Source organism: Rheinheimera muenzenbergensis, from assembly GCF_036984005.1.
In the GTDB taxonomy this organism is placed as follows: Bacteria; Pseudomonadota; Gammaproteobacteria; order Enterobacterales; family Alteromonadaceae; genus Alishewanella; species Alishewanella muenzenbergensis.
Window position 1 is genome coordinate 76374 of the sequence record NZ_JALAAR010000008.1, and the last position, 21217, is coordinate 97590.

The 21217-nt window shown below is 49.8% G+C and carries 18 protein-coding genes; 17 read left to right on the forward strand and 1 reads right to left on the reverse strand.

From position 1 onward, the window contains the following. Positions 1-6: 6 nt before the first annotated feature. The 12 genes from malQ to MN202_RS10815 all read left to right on the forward strand — a co-directional run bounded on the left by malQ (position 7) and on the right by MN202_RS10815 (position 13927). Positions 7-2184, forward strand: a complete 2178-nt coding sequence (gene malQ / locus MN202_RS10760) for a 4-alpha-glucanotransferase (protein WP_335736124.1) — start codon at positions 7-9, stop codon at positions 2182-2184. Between the two features lie 76 nt (positions 2185-2260). Further along, a complete protein-coding gene (glgB, locus tag MN202_RS10765; RefSeq protein ID WP_335736125.1) occupies positions 2261-4444 on the forward strand; it encodes a 1,4-alpha-glucan branching protein GlgB in 2184 nt (727 codons plus the stop codon). A 39-nt stretch (positions 4445-4483) separates the two neighbouring features. Beyond that, positions 4484-6547 carry a glycogen debranching protein GlgX gene (glgX, locus tag MN202_RS10770; protein ID WP_335736126.1) on the forward strand — a complete coding sequence of 688 codons (2064 nt, stop codon included), beginning with the start codon at positions 4484-4486 and terminating at the stop codon, positions 6545-6547. A 92-nt stretch (positions 6548-6639) separates the two neighbouring features. Beyond that, on the forward strand, positions 6640-8169 hold the full coding sequence (gene gndA, locus MN202_RS10775) for an NADP-dependent phosphogluconate dehydrogenase (RefSeq protein ID WP_335736127.1): 1530 nt from the start codon (positions 6640-6642) through the stop codon (positions 8167-8169). Beyond that, positions 8166-9356: a formate-dependent phosphoribosylglycinamide formyltransferase gene (gene purT / locus MN202_RS10780; protein WP_335736128.1), complete on the forward strand. Its 1191-nt coding sequence runs from the start codon at positions 8166-8168 to the stop codon at positions 9354-9356. Before gndA ends, purT begins: the two co-directional genes overlap by 4 nt. A 156-nt stretch (positions 9357-9512) precedes the next feature. After that, complete coding sequence (locus MN202_RS10785) at positions 9513-9848, forward strand: hypothetical protein (RefSeq protein WP_335736129.1); 336 nt, start codon at positions 9513-9515, stop codon at positions 9846-9848. A 65-nt stretch (positions 9849-9913) separates the two neighbouring features. Continuing rightward, positions 9914-10294: a DoxX-like family protein gene (locus tag MN202_RS10790; RefSeq protein WP_335736240.1), complete on the forward strand. Its 381-nt coding sequence runs from the start codon at positions 9914-9916 to the stop codon at positions 10292-10294. Next, entirely contained in the window at positions 10291-10716 is a 426-nt protein-coding gene (locus MN202_RS10795; RefSeq protein WP_335736130.1) for a GNAT family N-acetyltransferase, read from the forward strand. Before MN202_RS10790 ends, MN202_RS10795 begins: the two co-directional genes overlap by 4 nt. A gap of 9 nt (positions 10717-10725) precedes the next feature. Continuing rightward, positions 10726-11535 carry an alpha/beta fold hydrolase gene (locus MN202_RS10800; RefSeq protein ID WP_335736131.1) on the forward strand — a complete coding sequence of 270 codons (810 nt, stop codon included), beginning with the start codon at positions 10726-10728 and terminating at the stop codon, positions 11533-11535. 139 nt (positions 11536-11674) lie between these two features. Next, the gene (locus tag MN202_RS10805; protein ID WP_335736132.1) at positions 11675-12751 is read left to right on the forward strand and encodes a serine hydrolase domain-containing protein; all 1077 of its coding nucleotides are present in this window, start codon (positions 11675-11677) and stop codon (positions 12749-12751) included. A gap of 1 nt (position 12752) precedes the next feature. Next, the gene (locus MN202_RS10810; RefSeq protein ID WP_335736133.1) at positions 12753-13160 is read left to right on the forward strand and encodes a GFA family protein; all 408 of its coding nucleotides are present in this window, start codon (positions 12753-12755) and stop codon (positions 13158-13160) included. A gap of 245 nt (positions 13161-13405) precedes the next feature. Next, positions 13406-13927 (forward strand): hypothetical protein, encoded by a 522-nt coding sequence (locus MN202_RS10815; RefSeq protein WP_335736134.1) that lies wholly within the window; start codon positions 13406-13408, stop codon positions 13925-13927. Between the two features lie 34 nt (positions 13928-13961). On the opposite strand, the gene MN202_RS10820 is transcribed toward MN202_RS10815, so the two are convergent. Beyond that, on the reverse strand, positions 13962-15743 hold the full coding sequence (locus MN202_RS10820) for an alkaline phosphatase D family protein (protein WP_335736135.1): 1782 nt from the start codon (positions 15741-15743) through the stop codon (positions 13962-13964). A gap of 162 nt (positions 15744-15905) precedes the next feature. On the opposite strand from MN202_RS10820, the gene msrB reads away from it, so the two are divergent. The 5 genes from msrB (at position 15906) to MN202_RS10845 (ending at position 21217) form a co-directional block, all read left to right on the forward strand. Next, positions 15906-16292: a peptide-methionine (R)-S-oxide reductase MsrB gene (gene msrB / locus MN202_RS10825; RefSeq protein ID WP_335736136.1), complete on the forward strand. Its 387-nt coding sequence runs from the start codon at positions 15906-15908 to the stop codon at positions 16290-16292. 130 nt (positions 16293-16422) lie between these two features. Continuing rightward, on the forward strand, positions 16423-17874 hold the full coding sequence (locus tag MN202_RS10830) for a glyceraldehyde-3-phosphate dehydrogenase (RefSeq protein ID WP_335736137.1): 1452 nt from the start codon (positions 16423-16425) through the stop codon (positions 17872-17874). Positions 17875-18013: 139 nt separating this feature from the next. Then, complete coding sequence (locus MN202_RS10835) at positions 18014-19141, forward strand: M14 family metallopeptidase (RefSeq protein WP_335736138.1); 1128 nt, start codon at positions 18014-18016, stop codon at positions 19139-19141. 126 nt (positions 19142-19267) lie between these two features. Further along, a complete protein-coding gene (gene pbp4b, locus MN202_RS10840) occupies positions 19268-20839 on the forward strand; it encodes a penicillin binding protein PBP4B (RefSeq protein ID WP_335736139.1) in 1572 nt (523 codons plus the stop codon). Between the two features lie 51 nt (positions 20840-20890). Further along, a complete protein-coding gene (locus tag MN202_RS10845; protein ID WP_335736140.1) occupies positions 20891-21217 on the forward strand; it encodes a zinc ribbon domain-containing protein in 327 nt (108 codons plus the stop codon).

Below are 21217 nucleotides of genomic sequence, written 5' to 3' on the forward strand. Positions count from 1 at the left end.
AAACCAATGGACGCTGCACTGCGCGCTGAACTGATTGCATTTTGTGGAGTTGAAACAAGCTTTAATGATGCCTGGGGCCACCCGGTAACGGTAACAGAAGCAGACCAGCTGCAGTTATTACAGGCACAAGGCTTTGCTATTGACGATGATGCGCTGGCGCGTGAGCAATTGCTTGAGCGCCAGCTGGACTTTTGGCTACAGCTGCTGCAACCGGTGTCGGTGCAAGCGGCCGATACGCCGCTGCAACTGTTGTTGCAGGTAGATTTGCTGCAAGCCACAGAGCCGATGCAATGTGCAGTGCACACCGAAGATGGCCGCACTGAGCACTTTAACCTGGTACCGGTAGAGGGCGAACTGGTGCAGGTAGTGCAGCTAGATGAAACAGAATACCACCAGTATCAGCATACGCTGCCTTTTAGCCTGGCTGCCGGCTATCACCAGCTGGTCTTGCAGCATCAGGATATGACTTATTGCCAGCAACTTATTGTTACGCCAGCACACTGTTATCAGCCAGCCGCTTTTACGCAGAAGAAACAATGGGGTATAGCGCTGCAACTCTATGGTTTGCGCTCAGAGCGCAACTGGGGAATTGGCGACTTTACCGATCTGGCAAACACGGTGCGCTATCTGGCATCTGTCGGGGCTGATTTTGTCGGTTTAAACCCGATCCATGCTTTGTATCCGGCCTTGCCGGAAAATGCCAGCCCTTATAGCCCTTCATCGCGGCGCTGGCTGAACATCAGCTACATCGACGTTAGTGCTATGCCAGGCTTTAACCAGTGCCAGCGCACGGCAGCCCAGGTACAGGCACCTGAATTTGCCCGCCAGCTGGCAGAGCAGCGTAGTAAAGATTACGTTGATTACACTGGCGTGATGCAACTTAAATTGCCAGCCATGCGCAGCCTGTATCAGTGGTTTGTTGAGCAGGGTGGGCAAACAGATACCGAATTTATGCAGTTTATACAGCAAGGCGGCGCCAGCCTGCAGCAACTGGCATTATACGATGCGTTACATGTTCAGCTGTATCAGCAGGACAACGCCAACTGGGGCTGGCCGGTATGGCCAGAGCAGTATCGCGATCCGCAATCTGCTGCGGTACAGCAGTTTGCTGAACAACATCAGGCCGATATCGGTTTTTACTGTTATCTGCAATATATTGCCCAGCAGCAACTGGCTGGGGCGCAGCAGGTCGCCAAAGATGCCGGCATGTTACTTGGCTTGTATCGTGATTTGGCTGTGGGTGTGAGTGAAGCCTCGACAGAAATCTGGGGCAATGCTGACTTGTATTGCCGCAATGCCAGCATAGGGGCACCACCGGATCCATTGGGCCCGGCCGGACAAAACTGGGGCCTGCCGCCTATGTTACCTTATCAGCTATATAAGCAGGGCTATCAGCCGTTTATTGATTTATTGCGTGCCAATATGCGCGATGCCGGCGCATTACGCATTGACCATGTTATGGCGCTGCTGCGCTTATGGTGGGTGCCGAAAACGGCGGCCGATGCCAGCGGCGGTGCCTACCTGTATTACCCGATTATGGATTTACTAGGCATACTGGCGCTGGAAAGTCAGCGCAATGCTGCCGTGGTTATCGGTGAAGATCTCGGTACCGTGCCGGAGGGTATTCGTGAACTGTTGGCAGACTATGGTGTGTATTCGTACCGGGTGTTTTTCTTTGAAACTGCCGCCGACGGGGGCTACCTGTCTCCGGCGCATTACCCGGCACAAGCCATGGCCACGTTAACCACGCATGATCTGCCAACACTGATTGGGTTCTGGCATTGTGATGATTTACGCTTGGGTAAAGAGCTGGGGTTATATAAAAACGAGATCCAGTTACAACAGCTGTATGGCCAGCGTCACGCTAATAAGCAACGAATTCTGGACTCCTTGCATGGCCATCAGGTATTGCCGACAGATTACAGCCGCAGTAGTGAGCATCTGGCTATGGATCAGACATTAAACTTTGCCATGCAGCGTCATTTAGCAGCCACCAGCAGTCAATTACTGTGTTTGCAACTGGAAGACGCACTGGAGATGAGCCAGCCGGTTAATATCCCCGGCACCAGCAGTGAGTATCCGAATTGGCGGCGGAAGCTGACGCAGAATATTGAACAATGGCAGCACAATGCGCAGATCCGGCAGCTGTTTGTCGATATTAGCACCCGGCGGGCGAACAGTTAATCTATGGCGTATAGCGCCATAGCATTTTGGCCCGGCTCTGTTAAGGTAGAAAAACTTTGAATATCAAGGAATGGCAATGAGCGTAACGCAATTACCTGGGGCAAATTGTGCTGAACCTTTTACAATACTGGGCTGGCAGCCTATTAAACCTGACAGCACTACTGGTTGGTTATTAAGGGTGTATTTACCAACAGCGACGGCGGTAACGGCGCTATCGGTAAAAACCGCAAAAGTGCTGGGCGAATTGAGCGCAGATGCTGATATCAGTGGGCTGTTTGAGCTGCGCCTGCCACGTAAACGCAGCGCTGAGCCTTATATTTTAAAAGTTAGTCAGGGCAGTTATCAGTACGACTTACTCGACCCTTATCAATTTACCGAGCAGGCTTTTTATGCGGTGCATTATGTAAATAGCCAGCCGGAAAACCTGTATCGCCAGCTTGGCGCTCAGCTAATCACCCTGGATGTTGCCGGCAAAACAGTTAGTGCCAGCCGTTTTGCTGTGTATGCACCCAATGCCAGCAGTGTCAGCCTGGTGGGTGATATGAATGATTGGGACGGTCGTTTACACCCGATGCAGCGCACCTTGTGTGGCCATTGGGTGTTGGTCGTGCCGCAGGTGGCTGCCGGTGTGCGCTATAAATATGAAATAAAAGATAAAGTAGGCAATTTATTACCGCATAAAGCCGATCCGATGGCGTTTTACGCCGAACAGTTTCCGTCGCACGCCTCTTTGGTGTATGACCACAGCAAATACCAATGGCAGGATAGTAACTGGCAACAGCGTGCTGCAACAGATCCGCTTACTTCCGCCATCAGTATTTACGAAGTTCAGGCCGGAAGCTGGCGGCGCAAAGCGGATAACCAGCCGCTGAGTTACCGCGAGCTGGCTTCAGAGCTTATTCCTTATGTGCTGGACATGGGCTACAGCCATATAGAGCTGATGCCGGTAATGGAGCACCCATTCGACGGCTCCTGGGGTTATCAGCCACTGGGGCTGTTTGCGCCGACATCACGTTTTGGCACACCGGATGACTTTAAGTATTTTGTTGACCAGTGCCATCAGGCTGGCATCGGCGTTATTCTAGATTGGGTACCGGCGCATTTTCCGGAAGATGGCCATGGTTTAGCCCGTTTTGATGGTAGTCAGTTGTATGAGTACGAAGACCCACGCCGGGGTTGGCACCCGGACTGGAACTCCTGTATTTATGACTACGGTAAAGACTATGTGCGGCAGTTTTTGGTGGCCAGCGCGCTTTATTGGCTGGAACATTTCCATATTGACGGCCTGCGGGTAGATGCAGTGGCATCGATGCTGTACTGGGATTATTCGCGCAAAGAGGGCGAGTGGATCCCCAATGTCGACGGCGGCAACCATAACTATGAAGCGATAAGTTTATTCCGCTGGTTTAACAGCGAAGTGTACAGTAAATACCCCAAGGCGATGACTATTGCCGAAGAGTCGACTTCATTTCCGATGGTATCGCGTCCGGTAGATAGCGGAGGCCTGGGTTTTGGCTTTAAATGGAACATGGGCTGGATGAACGACAGCCTGCGCTATATCAGTAAAGATCCGGCTTACCGGCGTTATCATCACAATGATCTGACGTTCTCAATGGTGTACGCCTACAACGAAAACTTTATTTTGCCGCTGTCACATGACGAAGTGGTGCATGGCAAAGGCAGTATTTTGCATAAAATGCCCGGGGATGAATGGCAGCAGGCGGCCAATATGCGCGCCTATCTTGCCTTTATGTTTGCGCATCCGGGCAAAAAACTCAATTTTATGGCGAACGAATTTGCTCAAAGCAGCGAATGGAGCCATAGCCGTAGCCTGGACTGGCACCTGCTGGATTATGATAAACACCGCGGTATGCAGCAGCTGTTTCGCGATTTAAACCACACCTATAAACGTTGCGCCCCGCTGTACCAGCTCGATTATGACCATCGGGGATTTGCCTGGCTGGATCATCAGGATGCAGCCAACAGCACATTAAGCTTTTTGCGGCGCGATGCAAGTGGTGATGTGATTTATGTTTTAGCCAATTTTACGCCACTGCCGCGACAGGATTTTATGCTGGGGGTGGAGCAGGAGGGGGAGTATCAGGTTATTCTGAATACCGACAGTGAATACTACTGGGGTAGCAACTTTGACGTTGGCATGGCACTTAATAGTATTGCCACGCCGTATCAGGGGCAGGCTCAGCATATAAAACTGCAGCTGCCACCACTGGCTACCCTGTATTTGCGGAAAAAACGCTGATATAACGGCTTAACAATACAGAAGTAAACGGCAGTTCTTATGAGTCATCAGATTGCATTACTACAATTGGACACCGGACACAGCAGTCCGCTTGGCGCCAGTCGCCTTGCTGCGGCAACGCCTGCAAATTCAGGCTGGAATTTTGCAGTATTTGCGCCAGATGCTACAGCGTTGCTGTTATGCTTATTTGCGCCAGATACTGAAGAGTTACTGGCCGAAATTCCCTTTAGCGGCCGCACAGGTGCTATCTGGCATCTGGCTGTGCACGGCATAACAGACGGCACCTTGTATGCTTTAAAGGCTGTCGGGCCGGTGCAGGCTGAACAGGGGCTGCTGTTTGATGCTGAGCGTATTTTACTTGACCCTTATGCGCGTAAATTAAACCGCAAAATCCGCTTTAATGAACGCTTATACGCCGGCAAAAGCAGTTATATGCTGGCCAAGGCGGTATTGTCTGATTTACCGTTTGATTGGCAGGGTGCAGCAAAGCCGCAGGTTCCGCGCGAAAAAACCGTCATCTATGAAGCCCATGTTAAGGGCATGACAATGCTACACCCGGAAGTACCCGAGCAGTTACGCGGTACTTATCTTGGCTTGTGTCAGCCAGCTATTATCAAACATTTGCAGCAATTAGGCGTGACAACGTTACAACTGCTGCCGGTCGCCGCCTTTATGAGTGAGCCGCGGTTAAATAAACTGCAGCTGACTAACTATTGGGGCTATAACCCGTTGTGTTTTTTTGCTCCCGATCCGCGTTATCAGCTGGAAGATGCAGTAAGCGAATTTAAAACGCTGGTACGCAGTTATCATCAGGCCGGTATCGAAGTTATTCTCGATGTGGTGTTTAACCATACTGCAGAGGGCGGTGATGACGGCCCCTTACTGAGCTTTCGTGGCCTGGCCAATAAACACTATTATTTGTTTGAAAGCCACGCCGATATCACCGATTTCAGCCAGAGTTGCAACTATACCGGTTGTGGTAACACGCTAAACGTAGCGCACCCTATGGTGCAAAAGCTGGTAATGGACGCACTGCGTTACTGGGCAACCGAAATGCAGGTAGATGGCTTTCGCTTTGATTTAGCCCCGACGCTGGCTCGCGAGCACAAACGCTTTAACCCCTATGCGGCGTTTTTTCAAATCATTGCCCAGGACCCGGTGTTATCCCAGGTAAAACTGATTGCCGAACCCTGGGATGTGGGCCCCATGGGCTATCAGCTGGGGCAATTTCCGGCGCACTGGTCAGAGCTAAATGATAAATGCCGTGATACCTTTCGCGCCTTCTGGCGCGGTGACAAGGCAGTATTGCCGGAATTTACTACCCGGCTGCTAGGCTCGCGCGATATTTTTCAAAAACATCATAAACCGGCGTGCTGCAGCGTAAATTATTTAACCTACCATGATGGCTTTACCCTGCATGATCTGGTCAGTTACAACGACAAGCACAATTGGTTAAATGGTGAAGAAAACCGCGATGGCCATGGCCATAATTTAAGTTGTAACCACGGCGTGGAAGGCGTCAGCAAGGATGCCGGCGTGCTGGCCAATCGTTATTTGCATAAACGTAATCTGGTGACGACGTTACTGCTGAGCCAGGGCATGATCCACTGGCTGGGCGGTGACGAGCTAAGCCATAGCCAGCGCGGTAACAACAATGCTTATTGTCAGGACAACGATATCAGCTGGCTGGATTGGCATCTGGATGCCGACGAAGAAGATTTTCTTAATTTTGTCCGGCAGATGATGGCACTGCGCTCGCAATATCCGTGTTTACAACAGTTATCCCTGTTAGATGACAGCTATCAGTTACATGGAGATAAGCATCAGGTGCAGTGGTTTTTGCCCGATGGTAGCGAAAAGCAACCGCATGACTGGCACCAGCCTGAACGCCATAGCTGTATCTGTCAAATTACCAATAAACACAATAATGTCAGTTTGTTATGTGTATTTAATGCCCAAAATAAGCCTGTGGCACTTACCTTGCCGGGCAGTGCACGTAAGTTGGTGATGGATACCAGTATCGACAAAGGCATGTTGCAGGCTGGTAATGAAAAACTTAGCCAATATCAGCAGAATGCACAGAGTATCTCGGTCTGGCTGTAGGCGTAGCCAAGGCTTTTCAGTATAATGCGCGCCGTTTGTATAAGCTCGCTTTTGGCGTACAGCCGCAGAACTACAATTTGAAGGAATGTCCGATGACAGACACAGCAGCACTTTGCGATATCGGTTTTGTCGGTGCCGGGGTGATGGGTAAAAATCTCATTTTAAACCTGGCCGATAATGGTTACCGGGTCGCCGCCTTTGACCTGGATCATCAAAAACTGGAGTCGGTACTGGAGCAGGATACTGCCGAACGTGGCGACAAGCCGGCCCGGGTTATTGCTTGTAGCTCTTACACTGAACTGTTATCGCGCTTGTCTGCGCCGCACCTTATTGTACTGTCGGTGCCTGCCGGTAAGCCGGTAGATGATGTGTGCCATAAACTGATTGATGCCGGTATTCAGGCAGATGATATCGTCGTAGACACCGGTAACAGCTTGTGGACCGATACCGTGGCGCGGGAAAAAGATTTTGAAGGCAAGTTTATTTTCTTCTCTACTGCTGTCTCTGGCGGTGAAGTCGGTGCCCGCTTTGGCCCGTCGTTAATGCCAAGTGGCGACCCTTACGCCTGGACCCGCATAAAGCCGCTGTGGCAGGCCATTGCTGCCAAGGTTGATCCGGCCACCGGCAAACCAATCGAACGTTTTGAGCCAGGTAACCCGGTTACCGAAGGTGAGCCTTGTGCAACGTACATTGGCCCAAGTGGCTCGGGCCATTATGTCAAAATGGTACACAACGGTATTGAATACGCTGACATGCAACTGATTTGCGAAGCGTATCAGGTAATGCGTGACATTTTAGGCATGCCAGCAGCTGAAATTGCTGCCGTGTTTAAAGGCTGGAACGAAGGCAAGCTGCACAGCTATTTAATTGGCATCAGTGCTGAAGTACTGGCGACAAAAGATTCCGAAACCGGTTTGCCGCTGGTCGATGTCATTATGGATAAGGCCGGGCAAAAAGGCACCGGTTTGTGGACAGCGGTCAGCAGTTTACAGCTGGGTAGCCCGGCGCCAACTATTGCTGAAGCAGTGTATGCCCGCTCGTTATCGGCATTAAAATCTGAGCGGGTAAAAGCCGCTACGGTATTAGCAGGACCTGCGCAAAACCTGATCTCGGCAGATCAAAAAGCCGATATTATTCAGGCGCTGCATGATGCGTTGTACTGCGCCAAGATCTGTGTTTATGCGCAGGGCTTTCATTTAATGAAAACTGCTGCCGATGAGCATGGCTGGCAACTCAATTTTGCTGAAATTGCCAAAATCTGGCGTGCCGGCTGTATTATCCGCGCGGTGTTTTTGCAGTCTATTACTGAAGCCTACGAGCGCAACGACGAGCTGGAAAACCTGTTACTGGATCCGTTTTTCGCCAAACAAATTTCGGTTTATCAGCAAAACTGGCGTAAAGCGGTGGCTAATGCCACCCTGGCCGGTATTCCGGTGGCAGCATTAAGCTCGGCGCTAAGCTATTACGACTCGTACCGCACGGCAGTATTGCCAGCGAACTTACTGCAGGGCCAGCGTGATTATTTCGGTGCCCATACCTTTGAGCGCACCGACAAAGCCAAAGGCAAGATGTTTCACGTTGAATGGAGCCAGCCTGAGCGGCCAATGGTGAAAATAAAATGACAATCAAAGCAATAGGCACCCCATCTGGCGCCAGCAGCACTAAAGTCTTGTTACTCGGCGCCGGTGAATTGGGCAAAGAGCTGTGTATTGAATTAAAGCGTTATGGCTGTGAAGTGGTAGCGGTCGATCGTTACCCTAATGCACCGGCGATGCAGGTGGCTGACAAAGCCGTGGTGATGTCGATGTTGGATAATGCCGCCTTGCGCCAACTGGTGATCAGCGAAAAACCGGCGCTGATAGTGCCCGAACTGGAAGCCATCGCCACGTCAGTATTAATTGAACTGGAAGATTGCGGCTTTAACGTTGTGCCCAGTGCCAAAGCGGTTAACCTGACAATGAACCGCGAAGGCATTCGCCGTCTGGCCGCCGACGAGCTTAAATTAGCCACGTCGCCATTTCAGTTTGCCAGCGATAAAGCCAGCTTTATCGAGGCGGTAAAGGCTATTGGTTACCCCTGCGTGGTAAAACCGATAATGTCGTCCAGCGGTAAAGGCCAAAGTGTGCTGCGTGCAGATGCTGATCTCGATGCGGCCTGGCTGTATGCTCAGGAAGGCGGTCGTGCCGGTAAGGGCAGGGTAATTGTTGAAGGTTTTATCGATTTTGACTACGAAATTACCTTGCTGACGGTGAATTCGATGTCCGGGATTCAATATTGTGCGCCTATAGGCCACCGGCAGGAAAAAGGCGATTACCGTGAAAGCTGGCAACCGCAGGCAATGAGCGAAAGAGCCTTTGAAACAGCAAAAACTTATGCCAAAGCCGTTGTAGAGGCACTTGGCGGGCGCGGCCTGTTTGGCGTTGAGCTATTTATCAAAGGCGATGCGGTGTATTTCTCTGAAGTGTCGCCAAGGCCACATGATACCGGTATGGTAACGCTGATATCGCAGCAACTTAGCGAGTTTGCGCTGCATGCCCGTGCCATTTTGGGCTTACCAATCCCGCAAATTAAACAATACGGCCCGGCAGCCTCTGCCGTGCTGCTGGTGCCTGGCCACAGTGCAGATATTCAGTATCACGGACTGGCAGAGGCCTTAGCAGAGCCGGACACAGAGCTGCGGATCTTTGGCAAACCCGAAGTACAAGGCGAGCGCCGGATGGGCGTAGCCCTGGCGTTAAGTGACACTGTTGCAGCCGCAACGCAAAAAGCGCTAAACGTTATTAGCAAGCTTAGCGTGACACTAAAATAAGCCTGAAAAGGCGAGTCAGAAAAAACCACCTACGGGTGGTTTTTTTAAACCTGCTATTGTAAATAAGTTGTTCACTTTGCTAATTAAATCTACTAGCATGAATGCCGATTCACACCATTTAGATCAGACAGTGTAGTACCAAAAAAAGGATCAAAATTGGCACTTAGTTTTAAGCTTCTGGCGTTATTTTTTGTATTTGGTGCTCAAGCCGCTGATATTGCAGGTATTTGGAAGCATGCAGATAAACCTGCCTGGTTAAATGTGGATTTGCAAAGCAGCGTTATTACAGTGCAAAAACATAACGATGTTCCTGCTGCTGAAGGCTTAACGATTATCAAAGATCTCAGCGCAGCACCACCAATCTGGTATGGAAAAATGTATGCTGCAGAGCAAGGCGGCTATATACCGGTAACGTTGCAGCTTAAAGATAAACAGACGTTGATAGTCGTTGCTGCAGATGCGACAGAAATACTCAAATTAACGCGGCCCTAGCATTATGATTGCCTACTTCCATGATATGAATGGTTAAATTAGATAAGGAATGTCGAATTTTGAACATGGTACAACTTGCGCGTTATGTTATTGGTTTCACATGGATTTACCACGGGATCTTTCCTAAATTATTGCAAATTGCGCCTTTAGAGCAGGCAATGACCGGCAGTCTGGGGTTCTCTGATGATATTACTTATTATCTGGTGAAAACCGCTGGCGTGGCTGAAGTGATTTTTGGCCTGGTATTTATTTGTTGCTACCGGCTAAAGCTGGTTCAACTGTTAAATATTATTGGTTTAGTCGGCTTGTTAATTTTCGCTGCCATAATGACGCCTTTCATTCTACTTGAAGCTTTTAACCCGATAACCACTAATGTGCCGTTAATTGTATTGGGATATTACCTGCTGAAGCAGCAAGGTCACCGTGATAGCAAGGACAACATATGACAGAAATAGCTATCAGCGAAGATAAATCGCGCTTGGATATTGGCAAAATTCATCATTTTCTTACTACAGAAAGCACCTGGGCCAAAGGCATTTCGCTGGAGACTGTAAAGCGCAGCATCGCTCATTCGGTATGTATTGCTGCTTATGCTGACAACCAGCAGGTAGGCTTTTGCCGCATTATTACCGATCAGGCAACCTTTGCTAATTTAGTCGATGTCATTGTCTGGCCTGAGTATCGCGGCCAGGGTATAGCTGCAAAGTTAATGACAGCCGTACTGCAACACCCCAGTGTAGCTGATGTGCGTCGCTTTACGCTGGCAACGTCTGATGCGCATGGTTTATACGCCAAATTTGGTTTTGCTGCGCTGAATAAACCCGACACCTTTATGCAAATATACCGGCCTGATGTTTATGCAATATAAGGAGCTATTTTGAAGTTTTTTCTCTTCGCCTGTGCGGCAACCTGTTTCTGCTTATCGGCTGAACCAAGCCAATTTATTAAAGTGAATGAATTTGAGCTGGAATACGAAATAGCCGGAAACGGTAAGCAAACCATTTTACTGGAGGCCGGCGGTGGCTCAGCCATGACTGACTGGGATCCGGTGTTTAACCTGATGGCACAGCAGGCGAAGGTGGTGCGCTATTCCCGAGTTGGCAACGGTAATTCAACCCAAATTAAACGCCATTTTACCTCGTGTGATTATGCTGACTACGCCAGCGAATTACTGGAAAAACTTAATGTAACCGCACCTGTTATTTACGTTGCCCATTCTTATGGTGGCAGTGTCGCGCGTGATTTCGCGGCGGCTTATCCGGATAAAATTAAAGCGCTATTAATGCTGGACCCATCGTCTGAGCATGATGTTGATGTCCTGCGTGCAATTGACCTTGTGCAGGGCAACAAAGAAATTGCTCAGATTAAACTTGATGACATGGCAAATGGCATGTCGAATAGCTATTTAGACTTTTGGAGCAAAAGGCCACTACCTGATTACCCACAAATTAAGGATATGCCAGTCACAGTTATTGCTTCAGTCAAAACGACGAAAAACCCACCAAACTTGTTTTTTACTGACCAAGGTCGAAAGCTATGGGGCGAGCACTGGCAAAGCTGGGCAGCTGAATTCCCGCAGGGGCGGGCAGTGTTAACCGATAACAGCGGGCATTATGTGCAGTTCGACGAGCCGCAATTGGTGCTGATTGAGCTTAAGCGGCTTTTATCACTGCTGGATAAGCCGTAAGGACTTGTGTTGAGCAACGGCTGGATGGCGAAACAGCGAAGCTATGCCGGCGCTAATAGGGTGTAAAATTGATTTTGGCCTCACTAAGGATAGATAAATGCTGCATAAACACCTTTTAGTTTGCGCGCTGGTTTACAGCATGACTTTGTTGTTGGCGCCTGTGGCCAGTGCTGAACCAACAGCGCTGCAGCGCTGGAGCCTGCAAGCCGTTGCCGACGGCTTTGACGGTCAGGTGGCAGTTATACAGGCGGGTAAACCACTGTTGTTGCAAGCTTACGGTACGGCTGATCATGAGGCCGGCAGAGCCTTTACTACCGACACGGCGTTTGATATCGGCTCTATTACCAAACAGTTTACTGCCACTGCAATATTAAAGTTGCAGCAGCAGGGTAAGCTGCAATTGACCGATACGTTGGGGCAGTTTTTCCCCGAAGCCGGGGCTGACAAAAAGCCCATTACGCTGCATCAGCTGCTAACTCACAGCTCAGGGCTGGTAAATAACTTATCCGGCGGCGATTACAGCAAAGTTAGTCGTAATACCTTTATAAAGCGTTTGTTTAGCTCCAAACTTGACACACCGCCAGGCACTGCGTTTTCCTATTCCAATGCCGGTTACGCGCTACTAGGCTTGGTTATTGAGCGGGTATCCGGCCAGAGCTATGAGCAGTACGTTCAGCAGCATTTATTGCAACCTGCCGGCTTGGTTAATACCGGTTACCTCATGCCGGACTGGCAAACCCTGCCGATAGCAACAGGTTATGAGTTAGAGCGCGATAGCTTTTGGGGCGGCAAAGCAGATGGCAGCAGTAAGCGCTGGGGCACTCCGCTGGAAAAGTCCTGGGATAAAGATGGCCCCTGGTGGAATTTGCATGCTAATGGCGGCTTTTTATCGACTCTTGCAGATCTCGTCCGCTGGCATCAGGCACTACAAACCGAAACCGTGCTTAATAAAGCGTCAACAGCCTTGTTGTTTACACCACATGTTGCTACTTCCCGCGCTGGCATTTTTTATGGCTATGGCTGGATAATAGAACCGGCTGGGGAACAGGGTAAAGTGGTGCGTCATGGTGGCAGTAACGGCATTTTTAGTGCTGACTTGCGTTATTATGCTGACAGCCAATTATTGATTATTTTTATGACTAACAATGATAACCGGTTCTTTCCGCACTACCGGGACAGTTTACTGGCTTCGGTAGTCGCAACTAAAAAGGAATAGTATGTACCAGGGCGCGTGTTTATGTGGTGAAGTGACAGTTGAAATTAGCGGACCTATAAGCAGTATTATTCATTGCCACTGCTCATTGTGCCGTAAATCCAGTGGTACCGCTTTTGCTACCAACGGTTTTGTGCAAACTGCGGATTTTGCCGTGCTAAAAGGTGCAGAGCAGTTAAGCCAGTTTGCTTTTAAACCGGGTAGGCTGCGGCACTTTTGTCGCAATTGTGGCTCACCGGTATACAGCAGTAATGCAGAAGATCCGACGCGTATCCGCATACGGCTGGGTATTCTCAACACTGATATCAGCGAGCGGCCGTTATCACATAATTTTTATAGTTCCAAAGCCAACTGGGAAGATTTAGATGCCGATCTGCCGCGCTATAACAGCTTTGAACCGGGCCGGAGTTAACAGGATAATTACCTGCATCAAAATGTAGTTATTTTGTCAGCAAATTCAGGTTGTGTTAATAAAACAAAACTGCTAGGTTTAACTGGTATGACATTATGACAGTTTAGTCATAAAACTGCGTGATAGTCATTATTTCCTTATCCGGATCAATTGCATAGGTTTAATTATAACGCTATAACAGAAGGGTACACATTGAGTATTGATGTTGTTTGGGTAGTGATACTGCAGTCATGGAGGATGTACCAATGCGTGGTGTAAAAGGACTTCTGTTGTGCGCGTTTAGCTTGTTCAGTTTGGCGGTTACTGCTGCTGATCGTCCGGTTAGCTTTGCCGTTGACCAAAATGAATTATGCTGGCGCTTAATTGAGCAAAAGGCCAGTGGCCATTGCAAACTAAACTTCAGTTTTGACAATATCAGGCCGGTAACTGCCTTTCCCCGTAGCGATGTTATTGGTTATGCCGTTAGCAGCTTTAACGATGCCCGTAACAGTTACCCAACCACTTTTCAGAAAATTGAATACGCATTGCAGTTTTTTTATTACAGCCTGGAGCGTTTTCCGGTGCGTGACAGCCTGAATTATATCCGCAGTGGCGACGGCACTATACAGCTGTCGATGTCGGTGCGTACATCCCGAAGCAGCGGTTATAGTTTTGTGCTGGCCGATAACGAGTCACAGTTGCGGCAACTGGTGGCCAATCTGCAAAACCCGCATGCTGCCAGGGCCACCAATTATTACCGCAATATTGAAAAACTGTTTGCCGATTAATAGTTAGCAGCCCTTTACTAGCGGCTGTGCCAGTTTAGTTTTGTAGCGCTAAGCGTGGCGCATTGTCCGCATGCCAGCTCACAACAGCAGTTTGCTGGCGCTCAGGCAACATAGCGGCAGTGGGTGCTAAAATGTTGTCAACATACAGCCAGTCGCAACGCACTGCCTCGCGGCTAATATTCAGCAGCATAAAACCCCGATCATAGACATTGGTATACTGTAACGGTGCAACCAACTGTACCAGGCCGGCTTCTGTTGCCGCCGCCGTTTGCCGATCAGGCAAACCAATATACTGCTCTAAACCCGGTGAAGTAACCGACGACGTTGCCAATTCAACCCCAACCGGTGTTCCGTCGGCTAAATCCAGATGATTGGCCCAGGCGTTGTGTGTATCACCTGCCAACACGATCATTTTTTTGTTCCGGGCTTTTACCTGCGCCAGGATCTGCTCGCGCTCAACCGGATAGCCATCCCAGGCATCCAGATTGTACGGAATAGCTGGCAGCTGCAGCAAAGCCAGCACCTCTGGGGTTAGCCTGGCCTGATTAGCCTGCAAGTAAGCTAATTGCTCGGCAGTCAGGCTGGGATCGCCGGCCTGTGCCCGGGCGGCCAATTGCGCCAGTGCGGCCAGGGTGGCAAAGTCACTGATACTCAGCTGTTGCGTAGCTATGGCCGCTGGCAATAGCATTCTACCCATCAACACTTGCTGGCCCAGCAGCTGCCAGCGTGCATCAGATTGCGCTATTTTGTCCATTACCCATTGCAACTGAGCGCTACCTAACAAGGTACGGTTGGCCTGCATCAAATCAGCACTAAAACGCGCACTGTCAAGCTGGCCGCTGACCGGATCAGTGTAACTGGCATAGCTTAATTGCTCATCCCGGCCTATAACACGGGTGTCCAGCATTAACAGGTTGAGCAAATCGCCAAACTCAAACTGGCGGTAAATGGTCAGTTCGTCATTGGTCGCTACCGGGCGGATCGGCATCCACTCAAAATAGGCTTTTAATGCCGCTTGTCTGCGGGCATTAAAATCTCCTTCATCGGGCTGATGATTTTCGGCGCCGTCACGCCAGGTGTCATTGGTTATTTCATGATCGTCCCACACCGCAATAAAAGGTGCCGTAGCATGTAACTGCTGTAAAGCGGCATCAGTGCGGTACTGGGCATAGCGGCTGCGATAATCGCTCAGGCTAAGTATTTCTGTCGCTGGCAACACCACCCGGCCGAGCGCGGCGGCGTTTTCGCTGGCGTAGCCACTTTCGCCATATTCGTAGATATAATCGCCTAAGTGGATTACTGCATCCAGATCGCTAATTTCTGCCGCTTTGGCGTAAACATGAAAATAACCTGTCGGGTAGTTCGAGCAGGAAAACACCGCTAGTTTAACCGCATCTACGCCGGCGGCCGGCAAGGTTTTAGCCCGGCCCACCGCTGAGGTGACAGTGCCGGCTTTAAAGCGGTAAAAATATTCTGTGCCGGCATTCAGATCTCGCACATCAATTTTTACTGTGTAGTCACTGCTTGCTGACGTACTGGTATCACCACTGCGGATAATACGGTTAAATTGTCTGTCTTCCGCCAGTTGCCACTGCAGCGGCACTGTTGTTGCGTCGGCGCTGACACGGGTCCACAATATAATGGCGTCTGAGCTGGGGTCGCCACTGGCGACACCATGTAAAAATTGCACACGATAGGGTAAGGCTACCGGTTCACGGGTATCGCTGGAGCAGCCGATTAAGCTGGTCGATATCACTACCGAGCCAAAACCGGCGGCAGAGGCTTTTAGAAAATCGCGACGGGTCAGTCTGGTCATTATTATTCTCCTGGTTTGACCAGCGCAGTGAAACAGAAAATCATGACAGCAATGTGAAAACTATTGCAAAATCAATTAGCCGTCTTGGCAAAGCGCAACTTCATTGTCAATTAAACCCAGCTTTAATGCTGACAGACACAGGGTTAAAATCGGAGTTACAACATGAAATTATCCGCACAGCAGTGGCGAGAGCGATTAACCGATGAGCAATACCGGGTTACCCGGTTAAAGGGCACTGAATACCCATTTAGCGGTGAACTTTTGCATAACGACAAAGCCGGAACTTATCACTGTATTTGTTGTGGCAGCAGTTTGTTTTCATCCGCTACCAAGTTTGATGCCGGTTGCGGTTGGCCCAGTTTCTATCAGGCTCTTGAGGGCAAAGTCAGCTATCAGCAAGACAATAGCCACGGCATGATACGGACTGAAATTGTTTGTGCTAACTGCGATGCGCATTTAGGTCATGTGTTTACCGACGGCCCGGCGCCGACCGGACAGCGGTATTGCCTTAATTCCGTGGCGCTAAGCTTCAATGGCGATGTGGAATAAAAATTCTGTAACTGTTGTCGTTACCTTTCAACTTCTATTACAATACGCGCCGTCAGAGCATAAAGCGGCGCAGACCGCGCGTTGGCAATACCCGATTAATTCATCTTACTGAAGTAAAAGGCCTCTACTCATGACCCTATCGCACGCAGAGCAGTATCAGAAAAGCTGGCAGGAACGCCAGGAATATGCCGAAAACATGCAGCCTATTATCGGTCGCTTGTATCGTAACAAAGGCATTGAAGTGGTGGTGTATGGCCGCCCGCTGGTAAATGCTACCACTATCGACATTATTAAAGCCCATAAAAGCGTAGAACGTTTTGAAGGCCAGAAACTGCGCCTGCGCGAGAGCTTTCCGGTACTGGATGCCATCAGCAAGATGAACCTGGCGCCGGGGCGGGTTGATATTGGTAAGCTGGCTTATGGTTATATTTATAAAAATGCTGCTAACGGCACTGAACTGGAGCAGTATTTGGCGCGTGAATTGGCCGAATTGCTTGATCACGAAGATCAGGTTAAACCGGTAGACGTAGTACTGTACGGTTTTGGCCGTATTGGGCGGTTATTGGCCCGCTTAATGTTAGAACGCTCTGGCCCAAGCAGCAAATTACGTCTGCGCGCTGTAGTGGTGCGTGGCGGTAAAAAAGGTGATTTAGAAAAACGGGCCAGTTTGCTGCGCCGTGACTCTATTCATGGCCCTTTTAACGGCAGCATTACTGTAGATGAAGAAAACCAGGGTATTAAAGCTAACGGTACTTTTATCAAAGTAATTTACGCTAATTCACCAGAGCTGGTGGACTACACCCAATATGGTATTCAGGACGCCTTAGTGGTGGATAACACCGGTATCTGGAAAGATGACAAAGAGCTAAGCATTCATTTTAAAAGCAAAGGTGCTGCCAAAGTACTATTAACTGCACCTGCCAAAGGCGAAGTGCCGAACATCGTTTATGGTGTAAACCAGCATATGATATTGCCAGAGCACAACATTGTCTCGGCAGCCAGTTGCACCACTAACGCCATTACGCCGGTATTAAAAGCGTTGGAAGATGAGTTTGGTATTCGTAATGGCCACGTAGAAACCGTGCATTCATACACCAACGATCAAAACCTGATTGATAACTTCCACAGTGCAGAGCGCCGTGGCCGTGCCGCGCCGCTGAACATGGTGTTAACCTCTACCGGTGCAGCCAGTGCTGTGGCCAAAGCACTGCCACAGTTAAAAGGCAAATTAACCGGCAATGCTATCCGGGTGCCGACGCCAAATGTGTCAATGGCGATTTTGTCACTGAACTTAAACCGCGAAACCAACCGCGATGAAATGAACGATTTTCTGCAGCGCACCTCGTTGTTCTCAGAGCTGCAGGATCAAATCGATTTTACCGCCTCTACCGAAATCGTATCGTCCGATCTGGTGGGTTCACGCTACGCCGGTGTTGTTGATTCCCAAGCCACTATCGTAGATGGTGATCGCTGCGTGTTGTACGTCTGGTATGACAACGAGTTTGGTTACAGCACCCAGGTTATCCGCGTAATGAACGATATGGCCGGTATTAAATACCCAACGCTGCCCGTAGCGCGTTAAGCTGTTGTTTTATCGAAAAGCCGCTTGATAGCGGCTTTTTCTTTTGTGTTAACCTGTTAGAATCAGCTTATTCGAGGGTGGCACCACGCTATTTTTTGCTGCCTGCACTTACCAACATCAGTTAATACGGATCACACTCATGAGAATTACCAGCAACTTCGACAGCGGCAATATTGAAGTACTTGAAGCCAGCTCGCCGGACAACATCAAACTGGCCATTCGCAAAGACAACCAGTCCGATTTTTACCAGTGGTTTCATTTTCGCTTAAGCACGCCACACAATCAGGTGCATAAGCTGACGCTCACCAATGCCGGTGACTCGGCTTACCCGGATGGCTGGAAAGATTATCAAGCGGTAGCCTCGTACGATCGGCAAACCTGGTTTCGGGTAGAAACCGATTACAACGGCAAAGAGCTGACTATCACGCATTACCCGGAAGCCGAATCAGTGTATTTTGCTTACTTTGCGCCATACAGCTATGAGCGTCATATGGATTTACTGCATCAGGCGCAGTCAGATTACAACTGTCAGCTGGTAGAACTGGGTGCTACGCTGGATGGCCGTGATATGAGTATGCTGGTAGTGGGTGAGCCCGACGACAGCAAAAAGAAAATTTGGGTTATTGCCCGCCAGCATCCGGGCGAGTCAATGGCCGAGTGGTTTATTGAAGGCTTTTTAGATCGGCTGCTAGATGAAGATGATGGTGTTGCCCGTGCGCTGCTGGAAAAAGCGGTATTTTATGTTGTGCCAAATATGAACCCGGACGGCTCAGTGCGTGGCCATTTGCGTACCAATGCTGCCGGTATGAACTTAAACCGTGAATGGTTAAACCCCAGCATGGAAAAAAGCCCGGAAGTGTTTTTAGTCCGGCAGAAAATGCAGGAAATCGGCTGTGACATGTTTCTCGACATTCACGGTGATGAAAACCTGCCGTATAACTTTGTCGCCGGTAGCGAAGGTGTGCCGTCATACAATGAGCGCATTAAGCAGCTGGAAAATCTGTTTAAACAAAGCTGGCTTACCGTTACACCAGAGTTTCAGACAGAATACGGCTATGAACTGGATGCACCTGGCCAGGCCAATATGACCATTGCTACTGCCTGGGTTGGCGAGCAATTTAACTGCCTGGCATACACAGTCGAAATGCCATTTAAAGACAACGCAAACTTGCCGGATGAAGCCTATGGCTGGTCTGATATCCGCTCTATGAAGCTGGGGCAGGACGTTTTACCGGCCGTGCTGGCTGTGGCAGATAAGCTACGCTAAGCCGTGCACTGCAACTACCGGTTTAACACGACAGCAGCAGCTTGTATCGGCAAGCTGCTGCTGGTCAGTGTCTGTTTGATACTTGGCAGTTGCACAACTTTACCGCCCTGGCTGGCGGTGTCTCCGGTGGCTGTCAGCCCGTTAACGCCGCAGCAACAGCAGGCATTTCGCCGTGGCAGCGCTGTTGGCCAACTTGATCTGATTTGGCCTGAGCAACATAGCAAAAGAGCATTGGTCAATAACCGGCGCCGTTTTAATGGGTTTCAGGGGCAGGGTAGTTTGCTGCTGGATATGGCTAACAGCCAGAGCCTGACATTAAAGCTAAATGGTCATCAACTTAAAATCCTGTCGGCGACAGCAGATAGCCGCCTAAGGGCGCTGGATATCAGTCGTTACAGCCGTAATGGTATAAATCAGCTCGAGCTGGTAGACATTCAGCCAGTAGGTGCCACGGTGCGCCTGGTGGTGCCATATCCACAATTAATTGATGCAACGCCGGAAGCGGCCGGGTTTTCGCCAACTGTACTGGATGAACTCGATGCACTGATTGAACGCGAAGTGGCGCAGGGCTTTCCGGGGGCCGTGCTGCTTATTGCTAAAGATGGCAAAGTGATTAAACACAGCGCTTATGGTTATGCCAATCGCTACCGGCAGGATGGCACTGAGCTGGCCACGCCTGAACCGATGCAGCCGGACACCGTGTTTGATCTGGCGTCTAACACTAAGATGTACGCCACCAACTACGCCCTGATGCAATTGGTAAGCAGTGGTAAGCTCGAACTGAATAAACCGGTACAACATTACATTAATGAGTACCAGGGCGATGGCCGTGAGCAACGCCTGGTCAGCGATTTATTGCAGCACACTGCGGGTTATGATCCCGAGGTACACTTTCACCAGCCGGACAATAAACACGGCGCCATGTTCTACTCGCTGGATCGGTCCCGCAGTATGCAGCTAATTAGCACTGCCGTACCGTTTAGCCGTGTCCGCAATGTAGAGGCCGTATACAGCGATATTGATTATATGCTGCTGGGCTTGTTGATAGAACGAATTAGCGGTATGACACAGGACGCTTATTTGCGCCAGTCGTTGTATCAGCCGATGGGCCTGCAGGACACCGGCTTTAATCCACTACAACATGGCGTGCCATTAGCGCGTATTGCCGCAACTGAGCTTGATGGTAACAGCCGGGGCGGGCGGGTTGAATTTCCAGCCGATAAGCGCAGCGTGGTGCGTGGTTATGTGCATGACGAAAAAGCCCGCTATGCCTTTGACGGTGTCGCCGGCCATGCTGGCTTATTTTCCAGCGCCCGCGACACGGCGCAATTGGCCTTTATGGCATTAACCGGCGGTTATGGCTTAACAACCGTTTTTAATGAAAGCACGCTGGCACAATTTGTCAGCCCGTCAGCCATAAATGCCACTATGGGGCTGGGTTGGCGTACCGCTGTTGGTACAGAGCTGGACTGGCATTTTGGCCCCTACGCCAGCCGCTATGCTTTTGGTCATACCGGCTGGACGGGCACTGCCACCCTGATTGATCCTTATTATCAGCTGGTGGTGGTTTTGCTGACCAATAAAAAGCACAGCCCGGTGCTGGCAGAGGGTGAAAATAGCTATTATTTTGCCGGCGACCGTTTTGAAACTGGTATGTATGGCAGCATCATGAGTAAAATATATCAGGCGATGCAGTAGGCATCGGCACGTCGTTAAATACAGGGTTAATCAACACAAGGTACAGGCAGTATGGCAATTGTATCCTGTCCGTTTTGCGGGCATAAAATTTCAGATAAAGCGGCGCAATGCAGCAAATGTAGCAGCGACTTAACCAACCTGACGCCGGAAAAAATGGCGTCGCTGGCCCGCAGCAAAGCCTTAGATAAAAGCCAAAGCCTGGTTAACCATTCTATGCTGGCCCTGTTGATGTTTTTATCCGGTTTTGGCCTGATGTACTGGTGGGACCCGGAACCCGGTGGCATTCAGCAAATGCTGGCCGGTGCTTGTATCGGTATCGGCTTTTGTTGGTACATCATTACGCGTATACGCATTATGTTAGCAAAGAGAAAGAAGTAG

What these genes read in the sequence shown, in the direction of transcription:
- glgX (WP_335736126.1), top strand. Translation starts at nt 4,484, where the DNA reads ATGAGTCATCAGATTGCATTACTACAATTGGACACCGGACACAGCAGT.
- MN202_RS10845 (WP_335736140.1), top strand. Translation starts at nt 20,891, where the DNA reads ATGGCAATTGTATCCTGTCCGTTTTGCGGGCATAAAATTTCAGATAAA.
- MN202_RS10790 (WP_335736240.1), top strand. Translation starts at nt 9,914, where the DNA reads ATGGTACAACTTGCGCGTTATGTTATTGGTTTCACATGGATTTACCAC.
- MN202_RS10835 (WP_335736138.1), top strand. Translation starts at nt 18,014, where the DNA reads ATGAGAATTACCAGCAACTTCGACAGCGGCAATATTGAAGTACTTGAA.
- gndA (WP_335736127.1), top strand. Translation starts at nt 6,640, where the DNA reads ATGACAGACACAGCAGCACTTTGCGATATCGGTTTTGTCGGTGCCGGG.
- MN202_RS10810 (WP_335736133.1), top strand. Translation starts at nt 12,753, where the DNA reads ATGTACCAGGGCGCGTGTTTATGTGGTGAAGTGACAGTTGAAATTAGC.
- MN202_RS10815 (WP_335736134.1), top strand. Translation starts at nt 13,406, where the DNA reads ATGCGTGGTGTAAAAGGACTTCTGTTGTGCGCGTTTAGCTTGTTCAGT.
- msrB (WP_335736136.1), top strand. Translation starts at nt 15,906, where the DNA reads ATGAAATTATCCGCACAGCAGTGGCGAGAGCGATTAACCGATGAGCAA.
- glgB (WP_335736125.1), top strand. Translation starts at nt 2,261, where the DNA reads ATGAGCGTAACGCAATTACCTGGGGCAAATTGTGCTGAACCTTTTACA.
- MN202_RS10795 (WP_335736130.1), top strand. Translation starts at nt 10,291, where the DNA reads ATGACAGAAATAGCTATCAGCGAAGATAAATCGCGCTTGGATATTGGC.
- purT (WP_335736128.1), top strand. Translation starts at nt 8,166, where the DNA reads ATGACAATCAAAGCAATAGGCACCCCATCTGGCGCCAGCAGCACTAAA.
- MN202_RS10805 (WP_335736132.1), top strand. Translation starts at nt 11,675, where the DNA reads ATGACTTTGTTGTTGGCGCCTGTGGCCAGTGCTGAACCAACAGCGCTG.
- MN202_RS10830 (WP_335736137.1), top strand. Translation starts at nt 16,423, where the DNA reads ATGACCCTATCGCACGCAGAGCAGTATCAGAAAAGCTGGCAGGAACGC.
- MN202_RS10820 (WP_335736135.1), bottom strand. Translation starts at nt 15,743, where the DNA reads ATGACCAGACTGACCCGTCGCGATTTTCTAAAAGCCTCTGCCGCCGGT.
- malQ (WP_335736124.1), top strand. Translation starts at nt 7, where the DNA reads ATGGACGCTGCACTGCGCGCTGAACTGATTGCATTTTGTGGAGTTGAA.